The organism is Marilutibacter chinensis (assembly GCF_021725675.1).
Classification (GTDB): Bacteria; Pseudomonadota; Gammaproteobacteria; order Xanthomonadales; family Xanthomonadaceae; genus Marilutibacter; species Marilutibacter chinensis.
The window spans coordinates 229656-245531 of sequence record NZ_JAKJPO010000005.1; the positions used below are offsets into that span (position 1 = coordinate 229656).

A 15876-nucleotide genomic window follows, 5' to 3' on the forward strand; every position below is an offset into this window, starting at 1 on the left:
TCTTGAACGGACAGGGGGACGGTCTGTCCGGGATGCGGCGACAGGGTGTCGGGTTGCGTCCTGCGTCTGTCAGCGCACGCGGAACAGCTCCGGCATGCGGCTGTCCGGCAGGTAGCTGGTCGCGCGCGGGCGGTGTGCCTGGGGTGCCTGGTTGGCGGATCGGCGGAGGACGTCGCCGGCATCGTCGATTTCGAACAGCTGGTGCAGGCGCAGCGGCACCGCGGCGGCGAGCTGGTCGGCGCTCCAGTGAAGCCGGAACGGGAACGCGGCGTCGGCGTTGGCGGCGAGGGAGTCGAAGTTCCGGTCGAGCTGGATGTTCATGGCGTTGCTCTCCTGGGTGGAACGGGGGGAAGGAAGGGAGCCTCAGGGGGCGCCCGAGACGCGGATGCGTTCGGCATCCCCGAACTGGTCGGCTCCGGAGACCACGACGCGATCGCCGGGCTGCAGGCCTTCGAGAACCTCGATCGAGCCGAGGCTGCTGACACCGAGGCGGACCGGTCGGCGGATCGCGACGTTGCCATCCATCACGTAGGCACTGCGGCCGCCGCCCTGGTCGACGAAGGAACCGCGCTCGACCTGCAGCACGTTCTCGCGGGTATCCAGGGTGATGCGCGCGGACAGGCGCTGGTTCTGGCGCAGGCCTGGCGGTTGCTTGTCGGTGAAGCGCAGGCGGGCGGTGACCTCCCCGTTGACCACTTCCGGCGACACCGCCGACACCTCGCCCGGGAACGGCTTGCCGCTGCCACTGGCGAGCTGGGCGGGCATGCCGATCGCGAGGTCGCGGGCAAAGCTTTCCGGTACCCGGATCTCGACCTCGAAGCGGCTCAGGTCGACCACGCTCAGGATCGGCGCGTCGTCGGCGACGTTCGAGCGTTGCGCGACCTGGACCTGGCCGACCTGGCCGTCGAACGGAGCGCGCAGGGTCAGTGCATCGACCTGGCGCTGGACCTCGGTGACGACCGCACGCTGGCGATCGGCGAGCAGCCGCTTGTTGCGGGTGTCCAGACCCGCGCCCTGGCCCTGCAACTGGTATTCGCGGCGGGCCTGGGCCAGGCCGAGCTCGGCCTTCTTCAGCTGGTCCTGCGCACGCGCGACGTCGATCTGCGCGACCGCGCCGCCGTCGAACGCGCGCTGGTTGCGCTCCAGGTCGCGCACCGCGGCGGTGCGGTCGATCTCCGCCTGTTCCAGTGCCTTGCGCGCCTGCGATCGGGCGATCTGGGCATCGAGCCCCGCGCGGCTGGCTTCGGCCTCGAAGCTGGCGAGGCTGGCCTGTTCCTGGGCCAGCAGGCTGCGCAGCTCGGGACTGTCGATCTCGGCCAGCGCCTGGCCCTGCTTGACCACGTCGCCGGCGACCACGTTCAGGGTGACCGTCCCGCCGGCGATCGCGTACAGGGTCGGGCTGTTGGCGGCGATCACCCGGCCGTCGGCGCGGATGTCGCGTACCAGGTCGCCGCGGGTCACCTCGGCGATGCGCAGCCGTTCGGCGTCCACCGAACGGGCGCCGGCGCTCCAGCCCAGGGCCAGCCAGGTCGCCAGCGCCAGCCCGGCGGCACCGGCGCCAATGGCGATCAGCCGGGTGCGCTGGCGGCGGACGCCGGACGGCGGGGCAACGCTGCGGTCCTGGGCGGAGGTGTCGCGGATGCTCATCTGCGGATGGTCCCCATGCTGTACTGGTCGGGCTGTGCGGGCGCGCTGCCTGCCGGTGCGCTTGCCCGCGGTGATTGCCTGCTATCAAGCAGGAAGCGTGCCAATGATTAAGTGGCTGATCCTGATCGTGTTTTTCGTTACTCGACGGTGTCCGGACAGTGCGGCCGGTGTCCGCCGGACAGTGTCCGGATAGGTAGGACCGGCTACACTGCTCGGCCGCCGAGGGGTGTTCTCAGGGAGTGCCGTTGCATGTGTGGAATCGTGGGTGCGATCGCCGGTCGCGACGTGGTGCCGGTGCTGGTCGAAGGTTTGAAGCGGCTCGAATACCGCGGTTATGACTCGGCCGGGATCGCCGTGTTCGACGGCGACGAAGTACGGCGCGTCCGCCGTACCGGCCGCGTCGCCGAGATGGAGGCCGCCGCCGCGAGCGAAGGGTTGAGCGCGGGCCTGGGTATCGGCCACACGCGCTGGGCGACCCACGGTGGCGTCACCGAAGCCAACGCGCACCCGCACGTCAGCTTCAACGAGCTGGCGGTCGTCCACAACGGCATCATCGAGAACCACGATGCCCAGCGCGAGCGCCTGACCGCCGCCGGCTACGTGTTCGAGTCGCAGACCGATACCGAGGTCATCGCCCACCTCGTCCATCACCATCAGCAACAGGGCGCCGACCTGTTGCAGGCGGTGCAGCACGCGGTCAGCGAGCTGGAAGGCGCCTACGCGATCGCGGTGGTCAGCAAGCGCGAACCGGGCCGGCTGATCGCCGCCCGCATGGGCTGTCCGTTGCTGGTCGGACTGGGCCAAGGCGAGAACTTCGTCGCCAGCGACGTGTCGGCGATCGTGCAGGCGACCCGCGAGGTGATCTTCCTGGAGGAGGGAGACACCGCCGAGGTGAGCCGCGAACGCGTGCGCGTGTTCGACGGGGAGGGGCGCGAGGTCGAGCGCGAGGTCCATGTTTCCGACGTCTCGCTGGCCTCGCTGGAACTGGGCCCGTACCGGCACTTCATGCAGAAGGAGATCCACGAGCAGCCGCGTGCGATCGCCGACACCATCGAGGCGGTGATCGATCAGGGCGGTTTCTCGCCGGCGTTGTTCGGCGCCGGGGCGGCCGATGTGCTGTCAGGGGTCGAGGGCGTGCAGATCCTCGCCTGCGGCACCAGCTACTACGCCGGCCTGACCGCGCGCTACTGGATCGAGGCGATCGCCGGGCTGCCGTGCTCGGTCGAGATCGCCAGCGAGTACCGCTACCGCGCCGCCGTCGCCAACCCGAGCCAACTGGTGGTGACGATCTCGCAGTCGGGCGAAACCCTCGACACGATGGAGGCGCTCAAGTACGCCAAGTCGCTCGGCCATGATCGCACGTTGTCGATCTGCAACGTCCCCGAGAGTGCGATCCCGCGCGCCAGCCGGCTCGTCTACTACACCCGTGCCGGCGCCGAGATCGGCGTCGCCTCGACCAAGGCCTTCACCACCCAGCTGGTCGCGCTGTTCACCCTGACTGCCACCCTGGCCAAGCTCCGCGGCCGGTTGTCGGGCGAACAGGAAGCCGCCTATCTGGACACCCTGCGCCAGCTGCCGGGCAGCGTGCAGCACGCGCTGAACCTGGAGCCGCAGATCGTCGGCTGGTCCGAGCGCTTCGCGCCCAAGCAGCATGCGCTGTTCCTGGGGCGTGGCGTGCACTACCCGATCGCGCTGGAAGGCGCGCTCAAGCTCAAGGAGATCTCGTACATACACGCCGAGGCCTACCCGGCAGGCGAGCTCAAGCACGGCCCGCTGGCGCTGGTCGATGCGCAGATGCCGGTGGTGGTGATCGCACCCAACGACAGCCTGCTGGAGAAGGTGAAGTCGAACATCCAGGAAGTGCGCGCGCGCGGCGGCGAGATGTTCGTATTCGCCGATCTCGACAGCCAGTTCGGCGCCTCCGAGCAGGTGCACGTGATCCGCACCCCGCGGCATGTCGGTGTGTTGTCGCCGGTGGTGCATGCGATCCCGGTGCAGTTGCTGGCCTACCACGCCGCCCTGGCGCGCGGCACCGACGTCGACAAGCCGCGTAACCTGGCGAAGTCGGTCACGGTGGAGTGATTCCAGCGGGATGGCCCCGCTCGAGATCCCTCGGCGACGGTGGAGTAGGCGCGACGGGCCGGCGGCGGGCCCCGCTACGGCAGCCGTGGGAGCGGCCGTAGGAGCGGTTCAAGCCGCGATGATGATTTCCATGGACGGCCCGCGTCCGGGCGCGCGCGCTCCCTACGGCCTGTCCGGAGGGTAGTGTTCAGTCCGCCGACGGCAACACGTCGGCGGGCACCCGCACCCATCCTTCCATCAGCACGCGAGCGCTGCGGCTCATCACCGCCTTGGTCACGGTCCAGCGGCCATCGACCTGCTTCACTTCGGCGCCGACACGCAGGACGCCGGACGGATGGCCGAAGCAGAGCGTCTCGCGCGCACGACCGCCGGCGGCGGCATTGACCAGCGTGCCCGGCACCGCGGCGGCGGCGGCGATCGCGACCGAGGCGGTGCCCATCATCGCGTGGTGCAGCTTGCCCATCGACATCGCGCGCGCGAGGAGGTCGATGTCGGCCGCTCGCACCGGCCTGCCGCTGGAAGAGACGTAACCCTCCGGCGGCGCGACGAAGGCGATCTTCGGCGTCAGAGGGCGTGCCGCGGCCTGGGAGACGTCGGTGATCAGGCCCATCCGCACCGCGCCTTCCGCACGGATCGCCTCGAGCTTCGCCAGCGCCGCCGGGTCGTCGTTGATCGCCGGCTGCAGCTCGGTGCCGTCGTAACCGAGCGCGCCAGCCTCGAGGAAGACCATCGGTACGCCGGCATTGACAAGGCTGGCCCGGAACGTGCCCACGCCCGCCACTTCCAGCGTGTCGACGACGTGGCCGGTGGGGAACATGGCGCCGCCATCGTCGTCCTCGTCCGCCGGATCGAGGAACTCCAGCGCGATCTCGGCGGCCGGGAAGGTGACCCCGTCGAGCTCGAAGTCGCCGGTCTCCTGCACTTCGCCCGCGGTGATCGGCACGTGGGCGATGATGGTCTTGCCGATGTTGGCCTGCCATATCCGCACCGTGCAGATGCCGTCGCGCGGTACCCGGTCCGGGTCGACCAGGCCGTTGGCGATCGCGAACGGTCCCACCGCCGAACTCAGGTTGCCGCAGTTGCCGCTCCAGTCGATGAAGTCGCCGTCGACCGGCACCTGCCCGTACAGGTAGTCGACGTCGTGCCCGGATTCGGACGACTTCGAGATGATCACGACCTTGCTGGTGCTGGAGGTCGCCCCGCCCATTCCGTCGGTGTGCTTGCCGTAGGGGTCGGGCGAGCCGATGACCCGCAGCAGGAGCGCATCCCGCGCCGCCCCCGGTACCTGCGCGGCATCGGGCAGGTCCCCGAGCCTGAAGAACACGCCCTTCGAGGTGCCGCCGCGCATGTAGGCGGCGGGGATCTTCAGTTGCGGAGCATGGCGTCGCGGGGGATGGCTCATCGGGCGTGTCGGCTCAGGCGTTGTCGGGAATCTCGGGCTCGACCAGATGGGCGAGCAGGGCCAGCGATTCCTGCCAGCCCATGTAGCAGAACTCGGTCGGAATCGCGGCCGGGATGCCGGTCTGGGTGACGTGCAGCTCGGTGCCGCAGGCCACCGCCTTCAGCGTCACCGTGGTCTCCATCAGGCCGGCCAGGTTCGGGTCGTCGAAGCGGTCGTCGTAGCGGATGCGTTCGTTCGGCACCAGCTCGAGATAGGTGCCGCCGAAGGCGTGCGAGTGGCCGCTGCCGAAATTGGTGAACGACATCCGGTAGCGGCCTCCGACGCGCGCGTCCAGCTCGTGGACCTTGCCGGTGAAGCCGTGCGGCGGCAGCCACTTGGCCATCGCGTCGGCGTCGAGGAAGGCGCGGTAGACGCGCCCGGGCGGCGCGCGCAGGACCCGGTGCAGGCGGACGGTGCCGGTGTTGTCGGTGGACATGGTCGGTCTCCTTGGAAGTTGGAATGTACCGATACGACGAACGGCTCAGGCCGCTTTCGACGACTCCAGGAAATCCTGCGCGAAGCGCTGCAGTACGCCGCCGGCCTCGTAGATCGAGACCTCCTCGTCGGAGTCCAGGCGACAGGTGACCGGCACTTCGAGCGTCTCGCCGTCCTTGCGATGGATGACCAGGGTCAGGGTGGCTCCCGGTGCGCGTTCGCCGACCACGTCGAACGTCTCGCCGCCGTCGATGCCCAGCGTCCGGCGATCGGTGCCGGGCTGGAATTCCAGCGGCAGCACGCCCATGCCGATCAGGTTGGTGCGGTGGATGCGCTCGAATCCCTCGGCGACGATCGCCTCCACTCCGGCCAGGCGCACGCCCTTGGCGGCCCAGTCGCGCGAGGAGCCTTGGCCGTAGTCGGCGCCGGCGATGATGATCAGCGGCTGCTTGCGCGCCATGTAGGTCTCGATCGCCTCCCACATGCGCATCACCCGGCCGTCCGGCTCCAGCCGCGCCAGCGAGCCCTGCTGCACCTGCCCGTCGACCACCGCCATCTCGTTGACCAGCTTCGGATTGGCGAAGGTCGCGCGCTGTGCGGTCAGGTGGTCGCCGCGGTGGGTGGCGTAGGAATTGAAGTCCTCCTCCGGCAGGCCCATCTTCGCCAGGTACTCGCCAGCCGCACTGCTTGGCAGGATCGCGTTCGACGGCGACAGGTGGTCGGTGGTGATGTTGTCTCCGAGCACCGCCAGCGGCCGCATCCCCTTGAGCGTGCGCTCGCCGGCCAGTGCGCCTTCCCAGTAGGGCGGACGGCGGATATAGGTGCTCGTCGGGCGCCAGTCGTACAACGGGCTGACGTCGCCGTCGCGCTGCAGGCGGGCGGCGAACATCGGGTCGTAGACGCGCCGGAAGAATTCCGGCTTCACATGCCGTGCGATGACCGCATCGATCTCATCGTCGGACGGCCAGATGTCCTTCAGCGTGACCGGGTTGCCGTCGGCATCGAGGCCGAGCACGTCCTTCTCGATGTCGAAGCGGACCGTGCCGGCGATCGCATAGGCGACCACCAGCGGCGGCGAGGCGAGGAAAGCCTGCTTCGCGTACGGGTGGATGCGGCCGTCGAAGTTGCGGTTGCCCGACAGCACCGCGACCGCGTAGAGGTCGCGGTCGACGACCTCTTTCTGGATCGCCGGATCGAGCGCACCGCTCATGCCGTTGCAGGTGGTGCAGGCGAACCCGACCACGCCGAACCCGAGCCGCTCCAGCTCCGGCAGCAGGCCGGCGTCCTCCAGGTACAGCTGCACCGCCTTCGAACCCGGTGCCAGCGAACTCTTCACCCACGGCTTGCGCAGCAGTCCACGGGCGTTGGCGTTGCGCGCCAGCAAGCCGGCGGCGATCACGTTGCGCGGGTTGGAGGTGTTGGTGCAGCTGGTGATCGCGGCGATGATCACCGCGCCGTCGGGCATCCTGCCCTCCGCTTCCTCACGCAGCGCGGCATCGAGATGGCCGGCGATGCCGCGTTCGGCCAGCGCCGAGGTCGGCAGGCGGCGATGCGGATTCGAAGGTCCGGCCATGTTGCGGGTCACTGTCGACAGGTCGAAATGCAGCACGCGTTCGTACTCGACGTCGGCCAGCGTGTCGGCCCACAGTCCGGCCTGCTTCGCATAGGTCTCCACCAGCGCGACCTGGGCATCGTCGCGGCCGGTCAGGCGCAGGTAATCGAGAGTGTTGCCGTCGATGAAGAACATAGCCGCGGTCGCGCCGTATTCCGGCGCCATGTTCGAGATCGTCGCGCGGTCGCCGAGGGTCAGCGTCGCGGCGCCCTCGCCACGGAATTCCAGATAGGCGCCGACGACCTTCTGCTGGCGCAGGAACTCGGTCAGCGCCAGCACCACGTCGGTCGCGGTGATTCCCGGTTGCGGACGGCCGGACAGCTCGACGCCGACGATGTCCGGCAGGCGCATCCACGAGGCGCGGCCGAGCATCACGTTCTCGGCCTCCAGGCCGCCGACGCCGATCGCGATCACACCGAGCGCGTCCACATGCGGGGTATGGCTGTCGGTGCCGACGCAGGTGTCGGGATAGGCGAGCCCGCGGCCGTCGCCGCTGCGGTCGGCATGCACCACCGGCGACATCTTCTCCAGGTTGATCTGGTGCATGATCCCGTTGCCGGGCGGGATCACGTCGACGTTGCGGAACGCCGCCTTGGTCCAGTCGATGAAGTGGAAGCGGTCCTCGTTGCGGCGGTCCTCGATCGCGCGGTTCTTCTCGAACGCCTCCCTGTCGAAGCCCGGCGCCTCGACCGCGAGCGAGTGGTCGACGATCAACTGCACCGGCACCACCGGGTTCACCGCGGCAGGGTCGCCGCCCTTGTCGGCGATCGCGTCGCGCAGGCCGGCGAGGTCGACCAGGGCGGTCTGGCCGAGGATGTCGTGGCAGACCACGCGTGCGGGAAACCACGGAAAGTCGAGGTCGCGGCGGCGCTCGACATGCTGGCGCAGGTAGTCGTCCAGGCGCGCGGGATCGGCACGCCGGACCAGGTTCTCGGCGAACACGCGCGAGGTGTAGGGCAACTTCGCCCAGGCGCCCGGCTGCAGCGCCTCGACCGCCCCGCGGGCGTCGAAGTAGTCCAGTTCGGTCCCCGGCAGGGGCTTGCGGTGCTTGCGGTTGGCGGCGTTGGCTGACATGCGTGGCTGGCCGGCGAGGGTGGTCTGGGAGACCTCTCAGGATACCAGTGCACGCATGCCCGGGTCCGGGCGCCACGCCACGCGTGTCCGCCGCGGAGTCGCCCGGGCAAGGCTGCCGGCCGTATCCGGGGCCTCGCAGAAAAGCATCGCGGCTCATGCCGCTCCTACGGAATGAGGCCGCGCGGCGGCCCAGCCCCCTGAGTCAGGGGGCGATTCGCGCTGCAGGCGCGAATGGGGGGGTGGCAGCGTGACGGCGGGGCCCAAGGTTTGCGCAGCAAACTTTGGGAGATATCCGGGCGCAGCCGGATATCGTTCCCCCCTGAGTCAGGGGGCGATTCGCGCTGCAGGCGCGAATGGGGGTGTGGCAGCGTGACGGCGGGGCCCAAGGTTTGCGCAGCAAACTTCGGGAGATATCCGGGCGCAGCCGGATATCGTTCATTCCGGCGGCGCTTCAGCGCGGTGCGTAGCGCAGGGTCAGGAACCACTCGCGACCGGGTCGGTTGTACCAGGCGACGGTCTCGTATTCGCGGTCGAACAGGTTGGCGATGCGGGCCTGCACGGTCCAGTCGGGATGGAACGCGTACTCGGCGCGCAGGTCGAAGGTCGCGTGGCCGCCGACGCGGACGCTGTTGGCGAGATCGTCGTAGCGGCCGCCCTCGGCAACGCCGGTCATGCCCAGGCGAAGATCGCCGAACGCGCGGTCGAGGTCGATCCGCGCGCTGCGGCCGGCGCGGCGGGGCAGCTCGTTGCCGGCATGGAAGCCCTTGCGGTTCTCGCTGTCGACGAAGCTGGCACTGGCATCGAGCGTCCAGCCCAGCAGTTCGGCTTCCACGCCGATCTCCGCCCCGCGCAGACGCGCTTCGTCGATGTTGTTGGGCAGGAAGATCGACGCGTCGTAGGCGATCAGGTCGTCGACTCGGGTGCTGAACGCGTCGATCCGCCAATCCAGGGTGTCGCCGTCATGGGCCAGGCCGAGCTCCCAGGTCCTCGATTCCTCCGGACGCAGGCCGGGGTTGCCGAAGAACGGGTAGTACAGCTCGTTGAAGGTCGGCGCCTTGAACGCGCTGCCGTAGCCGGCGGTCAGTCGCCAGCCCTTGCCGAAGCCCAGGCCCCAGGCGACGCTGCCGGTTGTGTGGCCGTCGAACTGCTCGTTGTCGTCGCGGCGCAGGCTGGCCTCGAAGGATTGCCGGCCGAAGCTGGCGCGGTACTGCACGAACGCGGCACGGTTGTCGCGCGAGGTCTCGTCGTAGTCGACGTCGCTGTCGACGCGATCGCGCAGCCAGTCCAGGCCGACGCTCAGCAGCTGGTCGCGGGCCAGGGTGAAGTCGCCCTGCAGGGTCGCGCTGTCGCGGTCGGTGTCGAAGTAGCCGGCGTCGGCACCGTCGAGGTAGTTGTCGGAGGCGTCGGTGTTGCGACCGATGGTCAGACTGAGGGCGGCAACGTCGCTCGGCGTCCAGCGCGCGTTCGCGCCGAGCACCTGCTGGGTCACCTTGGACAGGTTCTGGAAGCTGCCGTCGTATTCGTTGCGGCCTTCCGCACGCAGCGCGTGCACGCCGAACGCGAAGGTCTCGCCGGCGTCGAAGCCGGCGCGGGCCGATACCGAGGCGTTGCGGTAGCCGTCGCGGTCGGGTTCGTCGGCGAAGCAGCCGGCACCGAAGTCGAACGGGATGGACGGGTCCGGTCCGCGACCGCGGCAGGCATCGATGCCGTCGGTGCTGGAGTAGGCGGTATCGATCCCGAACCAGGCGCCGCCCTTGCGGCCGCCGATGCCGGCGCTGCCTTCGGTGTAGTCGTTGCTGCCGGCGGTCGCGCTGGCGCGCAGGTTCAGTCCCTCACGGTCGCGGCGGGTGAAGATCTGGATCACGCCGCCGATCGCCTCGCTGCCATACAGGCTCGAACGCGGGCCGCGCACGACCTCGATGCGTTCGATCAGCGCCAACGGCAGGTCCTGGAACGAGGCCAGGCCCGAGGTCGGCGAGCCGATGCGGACGCCGTCGACCAGTACCAGCACGTGGTCGGACTCGCTGCCGCGCATGAACAGCGTGCTGAGCTTGCCGGCCCCGCCCTGGTTGGCGATCGAGATGCCGGCCCGACCGCGCAGCAGGTCGACCAGATCGCGGGCCTGGCTGCGTTCGATCGCGGCGCGGTCGATCACCTCGACCGGCACCAGGGTGTCGTCGACGCTGACGGCGGTGCGGTTGGCGGTCACCACGATTTCGTCGAGCTCGATCGCCTGCTGGGCGCGGACTTGCGGTGTGGCGGACACGGCGAGGACGGCGGCGACCGCCAGCGGAAGGGACTTCAGGTGCATCGGCTCTCTCTCCAGTGCGCGGGTGCGCCCGCGCATCGCGTTACGGTTCGCGCGGAAGGAAAGGGCCTCGACCGCCGGCCATGGCCGGCATCGCCGCCGCGACGCCCTCCGCATCGCAATCAGTCGGGGGACCTGCCATCGGCGACAGGACCCGGCGACGAGGCCGGTCTCCGGACTCGCGGCTGGATGCGGGCCGGCGACCCTGCATCCCGGTTCCGACGCCTTCCCGTGCGATGCACAGTGGCGATGTCGGAACCTGGCGCGCTTACCGTTGCGGGGGCAGTGCCGGAATGCCGCGCGTCGTCCGGACCTCGAAGGCGAGGCCCGGTCGCGGCGGGTCACCGGCTTCCCGTTTCAACCCGGTCGCATGCGCGGAGCGTGCGGCGGGTCACCTCGAAGCGCGCGCAGTGTACGCCAAATAGCCGGAAGTGAGGGGCTTCTCCACAAGAGACGAGGCCGACGCCGTGTCCACCTCATGCGACTTCCAGCCCCGGAGTCAGGGGGCGATTCGCGCGCAGCGCGAATCTAAAGAAAGCATGCAGCGCGCAGCCCGAATGGGAGTGTGGAGGCGCAACGGCGGGGCCCAAGGGTTGCGCAGCAAACCTTGATTCCCGGGCGCGGCCCGGGGATCGCGGCTCACGCCGCTCCTACGGCTTCTCGCTGTCCTCGGGGTCCGCGGGCGGCGGTTCGACCGTGTCGGCGGTCAGCACGGTGGTGCGTACCGGCGCGGCGGCCGGCTTGTAGCGCGGCGGCGGCAGTTGCTCGATCGCGGCCTCGGCCTCGGCGACCAGCTGCTGGCGGCGGGTTTCCGGCACCTCCTGCCAGTGGCAGTCGCACAACGCCCCCTCGATCGCGTACAGCAGGTTCATCGTCGGTTTGAAGCCGGCGCGCTTGATCCGCATGTAGGCCTCGACCGGGCCGGCCGTTTCCAGGTCCTCGCGGGTGTGCAGACCGACCTGGCGCAGCCACGCGGCGCTCTTGGGGCCGATGTTGCGCAGCTTCGGCAGGGTCATGCGTGCGGCCCCCGGTCGATCGCGTCGGTATAGAGCCGGGCGAGGGCTTCCAGCCCGGCCTGGTCGTCGACATCGAAACGACCGCGCAGCGGACTGTCGAGGTCGAACACGCCGACCAGGCTGCCATCGCCGGCGAACAGCGGTATCACCAGTTCCGAGCGCGAGGCGGCATCGCAGGCGATATGGCCCGGAAACGCGTCGACGTCCTCGATCCGCTGGGTCTGGCCGGTACGCGCCGCGGTTCCGCAGACGCCCTTGCCGAGCGGGATCCGGACGCAGGCCGGCAGGCCCTGGAAGGGGCCGACGACCAGCTCGTTGCCATCGAAGAAATAGAAACCGACCCAGTTCAGGTCCGGCAGGCTGTTGAATACCAGGGCGGCCAGGTTGGCGGCGTTGGCGACGCGGTCGTGCTCGCCATGGAGCAGGCCGCGCGCCTGGTCGGCGAGCTGGGCGTACTGTTCCGGCTTGTTGCCGGTCAGGGTGGTAGCGGCGAACATTCCCGGAGTCTAACAGCGCGCCGCGCTGCGTTCAGGAATGCGATGTCCGCCAGCGAATCCTCTTCCTCCGCCTCCATGCCCGAACCTGCCGCCGTGGTCCGCGCGCCCGGCCTGTTCGTGACCGGCACCGACACCGGGATCGGCAAGTCGGTCGCCAGCGCCTGCCTGCTGCACGCGCTGCGTGCGCAGGGCCTGCGGGCCAGCGGGATGAAACCGGTCGCCAGCGGCTGCGAGCGCACCGCCGAAGGCTGGCGCAACGAGGACGCGCTGCTGCTGCAGGCCGCCAGCGACCCGGTGCCCACGTATGACGACGTCAATCCCTACGCGCTGCCGGCGCCGCTGGCGCCGGAACTGGCCGCCACCGATGCCGGCGTCGAGCTGGAACTGGAGCCGCTCCTCGCCGCGTTCGGGCGCCTGTCCCGTCGCGCCGATCTCGTCGTGGTCGAGGGCGTCGGGGGCTGGGCCGCCCCGTTGTCCGCCACGCTCGACCAGGCCGATCTCGTACGCGCGCTGGGCGCGGGCGCCGCGGTGGCCATGCAGGAGACCCCGCAGCCGGAGCGGCTCGCCGGCCTGCCGGTGGTGCTGGTGGTCGGCCTGCGGCTGGGCTGCATCAACCACGCACGGCTGAGCGCCCGCGCGATCGCGGCCGATGGCCTGCACCTGGCCGGGTGGATCGCCAACGGCATCGATCCGGACATGCAGCGTGCCGACGACAACTTCCGCCTGCTGCACGCACGCCTGCCGGCGCCTTGCCTGGGGCGGATACCGCACCTGGACGACCTTGGCTCGCTGGCCGCGGTTGCGCTGGACGTCTCGCCCCTGCTGCCGTCGACGTAGGGCCATCGCAGCCCGGGCGCGGTCCGGCGACCTTTGTCGCGCCCCGTGCGGGAAGGCCGCGGAAAAGAGAAGCCAGGCCGTGCCGACGCCGTCGCGGCATCGCCCGGGCGTTCGCATGTCTCAGGCATTGGCGAACTCCAGGATCGCGATGCCGTGCCTGGAGATCATGCCCACCAGTGTCACCAGGCCGATCGGGTGCGGCTGTTGATGCTCATCCGCGCGAGGCCCATGCCACTGAAGCAGAGGATGTCGGACTGCTGTGCAGCGCGATACGCACCCCTCGCGTGCCGCTGAGACCACACCGGAAAACCGGGGCCGGACTGCTTCTTCCGCAATCGGAAAAGACCGGTGCCCGATCGTCGTGGGACATGACGGTCTTGTTCCGGAAACGCCGCTTTGCGTCACAGATGGCACGTCTGGTGCGCTCACGGTCAACTTGACGTGCGGCTGTGGTGAAACCGTACCGGGCGGAATGAATGCAACTAGAGCGCGTCAAGCGCTTTGGAGTGTTCCAGCGCCGGGGCCGCCAGGCGCCACGTCATGTCGGCGCCGCTTCGAACTCCAATCACAAGCGAAGGTTATGCGAGTGATGGCGTCAAAAAAAGAAGCCTCGTCTGGAGCTCATTCCTCACACGTCCTCATGGATGACCTATGAAAACGCAAATCTCCACGACCCTCGCCGTGTTGTTTCTGCTGCCGCTCTTGCCTCTGTCCGCGATCGCGCAGGCCCACGCCGGATTGGACCTGGTCCGCGACACCGTGATCACGACCAACGGCATGAACTTCACCACGGGCGCCTACGGCACCAGCATGAACGGCCAGAGCTTCCAGCAGGAAGGGCTGGTGACGTTCAAGGGCTATCAGTACGCGGCCTACTGGGACGATTCCGGCGCCCTTGGAATCGGCCGTCGTGCGCTTCCGGACGGCGACTGGGAAACCCTCGTCTTCGACGACTACAGCATCAACCACAACGACGCGCACAACGTCAACGTGGTCGGCATCAGCCCGGAGGATGGGACCATCCATCTCTCGTTCAACCACCACAACAGCCCGTTGCGTCACCGTCGGTCGGTTCCCGGCCTGGCCACCGACCCCGAGAACTTTGCATGGACGCAGAACAACTTCGGCCCGATCCGTTCGGAGCTCGTGCCGGGCATGACCATCACGCCCGACGTCACCTACCCACTCTTTTTCACCAGCCCCCAGGGCAAGCTCCAGTTCGTGTTCCGGCTGGGCGGTTCGGGCAGCGGCGACTGGCATTTCTACGAGTACGGCGCCACCGGCTGGAAATATGTCGGCATGCTCTTTTCCCGGCTGGGCAGCTACGCCGGCAAGGGCCGCCGGTGCGCCTATCCCAACCCGTTCCGCTATGACCGGAACGGCCGCCTGCACGTCACCTGGAGTTGGCGCGAGGACGGCACCAGCCTCAACGGCAACCATGACCTCGGTTACGCCTACAGCGACGACTACGGCCGTACCTGGAAGAACAACGACGGTGCCGTCATGGTCACCCTCGACGGCACCAACAATCTGGAAAACGCCATCAAGGTCACCACCCCCGGGCACGTGGCCTACCCCATCGCCTACAACCGCGGCTACATGAACACCACGACCCAGACCGTGGATTCCAAGGGGCGTGTGCACGTGGTCGCCTGGCGTCTGCCCGATGACGGCTCGCCGTCCAATCCGGTGAACTTGAACGACTGGCGCTATTTCCACTATTGGCGCGACACCGATGGCACCTGGACCGAGACGCAACTGCCGTTCTTCGGACGCAAGCCCCAGCTCGTGCTCGACGACTCGGGCCGAATGCATGTCGTCTTCGGCAGCGGCAGCGACCTCAACTACCAGCCCGTCGATCCCGGCGCGACGCTCACCATTGCCACATCCACGGAAGCCGGCGGATGGTCCGACTGGACGATCGCCGAGGGAGTGACAGGCCGCACCTACCATGGCGAGGTCCTGCTGGACATGGGGCGCTGGTATGCAGAAGGGGTCCTCACCGCCTATTACCAGCAAAAACCGGGCATTGCCGGTGCGGGCTCATCCTTGCGCGCGATTGATTTCATTCCAGCCGGCGGCGACGGCCTGCCGCCCCCGGCCAACAGGATCGAGCTCACCGCCAGCGACATCTGGGACCAGACCAGTTTTGCCGCCGGCGGACACTGGAGCGATGGTCGAACCCCCCACGCCGACGGGGCCTACGTCGTGGACGGTCTGGATCTGCGCACGCCGAGCAGCGGCACCAGCCACATCTTCGGCGGCGATTCGCTGCTGCTCCATAACGGTGGCCGCCTCCTCATGCGCACCACCTCGCAGGGCGGGGTCACGGTGCACGACCTGCGATCCGACGACGGCGTGGTGACGCTGGCTCTGAACGGCGCCTTCACGCTGGCGGGCGCACTCACACTGGAAGCCGGCGGACTCGAGGTGAACCCGGCCACGTCCAATCGCACGCTGACGATCGCCTCGAGAATCGACGGCCCGGGTGCATTGACCATCGACATGGCGGACGCGATGGATCACACCATGCTGACCAACGCCGCCAACACCTACTCGGGCGGCACGATTGTCTCGGCCGGTACGTTGCGCGCCCATGCCGACCACGCCCTAGGCGCGGGCGACGTGACCGTCGCCAGCGGCGCCAGGCTCCGGCTCGCGCAGGGCGCCGTGCATGACTACGTCGCAGACGATGCGTTGCTGGTCGTCGGCAGCACTGCCAGCGTGGAGCTCGCCTACATCGGAAACGACATCGTCGGCGCGCTCTCGCTCGACGGCGGCGCCAGCTTCGTTGCGCCCGGCGAGTGGGGCGCTGTCGGATCGGGTGCTGCCAATACCTCCAGCCGTTTCACCGGCACCGGTCTGCTGTGGGTCGTCGGCGGCGAGTAGGCCGGTCGTCGCATACGCGTTCGCGCGTCGGCCACGCC

At 69.0% G+C, this 15876-nt stretch carries 11 protein-coding genes and 1 riboswitch; of the genes, 3 read left to right on the top strand and 8 right to left on the bottom strand.

Annotation, left to right across the window (positions count from 1 at the left end; all coding sequences use genetic code 11):
- Nucleotides 1-69 precede the first annotated feature (69 nt).
- A complete protein-coding gene (locus tag L3V18_RS11035) occupies nucleotides 70-321 on the bottom strand; it encodes a hypothetical protein (RefSeq protein ID WP_237054811.1) in 252 nt (83 codons plus the stop codon).
- Nucleotides 322-363: 42 nt separating this feature from the next.
- Nucleotides 364-1647: an efflux RND transporter periplasmic adaptor subunit gene (locus tag L3V18_RS11040; protein ID WP_237054813.1), complete on the bottom strand. Its 1284-nt coding sequence runs from the start codon at nucleotides 1645-1647 to the stop codon at nucleotides 364-366.
- A 249-nt stretch (nucleotides 1648-1896) separates the two neighbouring features.
- Here L3V18_RS11040 and glmS point away from each other — a divergent pair, with 249 nt between their 5' ends.
- A complete protein-coding gene (gene glmS / locus L3V18_RS11045) occupies nucleotides 1897-3729 on the top strand; it encodes a glutamine--fructose-6-phosphate transaminase (isomerizing) (protein ID WP_237054814.1) in 1833 nt (610 codons plus the stop codon).
- Nucleotides 3730-3916: 187 nt separating this feature from the next.
- On the opposite strand, the gene prpF is transcribed toward glmS, so the two are convergent.
- From prpF to L3V18_RS11075, 6 genes are all read right to left on the bottom strand, one after another.
- Nucleotides 3917-5131 (bottom strand): 2-methylaconitate cis-trans isomerase PrpF, encoded by a 1215-nt coding sequence (gene prpF / locus L3V18_RS11050; protein ID WP_237054816.1) that lies wholly within the window; start codon nucleotides 5129-5131, stop codon nucleotides 3917-3919.
- Between the two features lie 13 nt (nucleotides 5132-5144).
- The gene (locus tag L3V18_RS11055; protein ID WP_237054818.1) at nucleotides 5145-5606 is read right to left on the bottom strand and encodes an SRPBCC family protein; all 462 of its coding nucleotides are present in this window, start codon (nucleotides 5604-5606) and stop codon (nucleotides 5145-5147) included.
- A 45-nt stretch (nucleotides 5607-5651) separates the two neighbouring features.
- Entirely contained in the window at nucleotides 5652-8291 is a 2640-nt protein-coding gene (gene acnD / locus L3V18_RS11060; protein WP_237054820.1) for a Fe/S-dependent 2-methylisocitrate dehydratase AcnD, read from the bottom strand.
- A 451-nt stretch (nucleotides 8292-8742) separates the two neighbouring features.
- On the bottom strand, nucleotides 8743-10602 hold the full coding sequence (btuB, locus tag L3V18_RS11065) for a TonB-dependent vitamin B12 receptor (RefSeq protein ID WP_237054822.1): 1860 nt from the start codon (nucleotides 10600-10602) through the stop codon (nucleotides 8743-8745).
- A 144-nt stretch (nucleotides 10603-10746) separates the two neighbouring features.
- A riboswitch (cobalamin riboswitch) is annotated at nucleotides 10747-11013 on the bottom strand.
- A gap of 236 nt (nucleotides 11014-11249) precedes the next feature.
- The gene (locus L3V18_RS11070) at nucleotides 11250-11615 is read right to left on the bottom strand and encodes a TfoX/Sxy family protein (RefSeq protein ID WP_237054824.1); all 366 of its coding nucleotides are present in this window, start codon (nucleotides 11613-11615) and stop codon (nucleotides 11250-11252) included.
- A complete protein-coding gene (locus L3V18_RS11075; protein WP_237054826.1) occupies nucleotides 11612-12112 on the bottom strand; it encodes a GAF domain-containing protein in 501 nt (166 codons plus the stop codon). Before L3V18_RS11075 ends, L3V18_RS11070 begins: the two co-directional genes overlap by 4 nt.
- A 75-nt stretch (nucleotides 12113-12187) precedes the next feature.
- On the opposite strand from L3V18_RS11075, the gene bioD reads away from it, so the two are divergent.
- Entirely contained in the window at nucleotides 12188-12949 is a 762-nt protein-coding gene (gene bioD, locus L3V18_RS11080; protein WP_237054880.1) for a dethiobiotin synthase, read from the top strand.
- A 651-nt stretch (nucleotides 12950-13600) separates the two neighbouring features.
- Complete coding sequence (locus L3V18_RS11085; protein ID WP_237054828.1) at nucleotides 13601-15838, top strand: BNR repeat-containing protein; 2238 nt, start codon at nucleotides 13601-13603, stop codon at nucleotides 15836-15838.
- The last annotated feature ends 38 nt before the right edge of the window (nucleotides 15839-15876 follow it).

Bases quoted from the DNA above. Each gene is read 5' to 3' on its own strand.
- L3V18_RS11035 (WP_237054811.1), bottom strand. From the start codon at position 321: ATGAACATCCAGCTCGACCGGAACTTCGACTCCCTCGCCGCCAACGCC.
- L3V18_RS11040 (WP_237054813.1), bottom strand. From the start codon at position 1,647: ATGAGCATCCGCGACACCTCCGCCCAGGACCGCAGCGTTGCCCCGCCG.
- glmS (WP_237054814.1), top strand. From the start codon at position 1,897: ATGTGTGGAATCGTGGGTGCGATCGCCGGTCGCGACGTGGTGCCGGTG.
- prpF (WP_237054816.1), bottom strand. From the start codon at position 5,131: ATGAGCCATCCCCCGCGACGCCATGCTCCGCAACTGAAGATCCCCGCC.
- L3V18_RS11055 (WP_237054818.1), bottom strand. From the start codon at position 5,606: ATGTCCACCGACAACACCGGCACCGTCCGCCTGCACCGGGTCCTGCGC.
- acnD (WP_237054820.1), bottom strand. From the start codon at position 8,291: ATGTCAGCCAACGCCGCCAACCGCAAGCACCGCAAGCCCCTGCCGGGG.
- btuB (WP_237054822.1), bottom strand. From the start codon at position 10,602: ATGCACCTGAAGTCCCTTCCGCTGGCGGTCGCCGCCGTCCTCGCCGTG.
- L3V18_RS11070 (WP_237054824.1), bottom strand. From the start codon at position 11,615: ATGACCCTGCCGAAGCTGCGCAACATCGGCCCCAAGAGCGCCGCGTGG.
- L3V18_RS11075 (WP_237054826.1), bottom strand. From the start codon at position 12,112: ATGTTCGCCGCTACCACCCTGACCGGCAACAAGCCGGAACAGTACGCC.
- bioD (WP_237054880.1), top strand. From the start codon at position 12,188: ATGCCCGAACCTGCCGCCGTGGTCCGCGCGCCCGGCCTGTTCGTGACC.
- L3V18_RS11085 (WP_237054828.1), top strand. From the start codon at position 13,601: ATGAAAACGCAAATCTCCACGACCCTCGCCGTGTTGTTTCTGCTGCCG.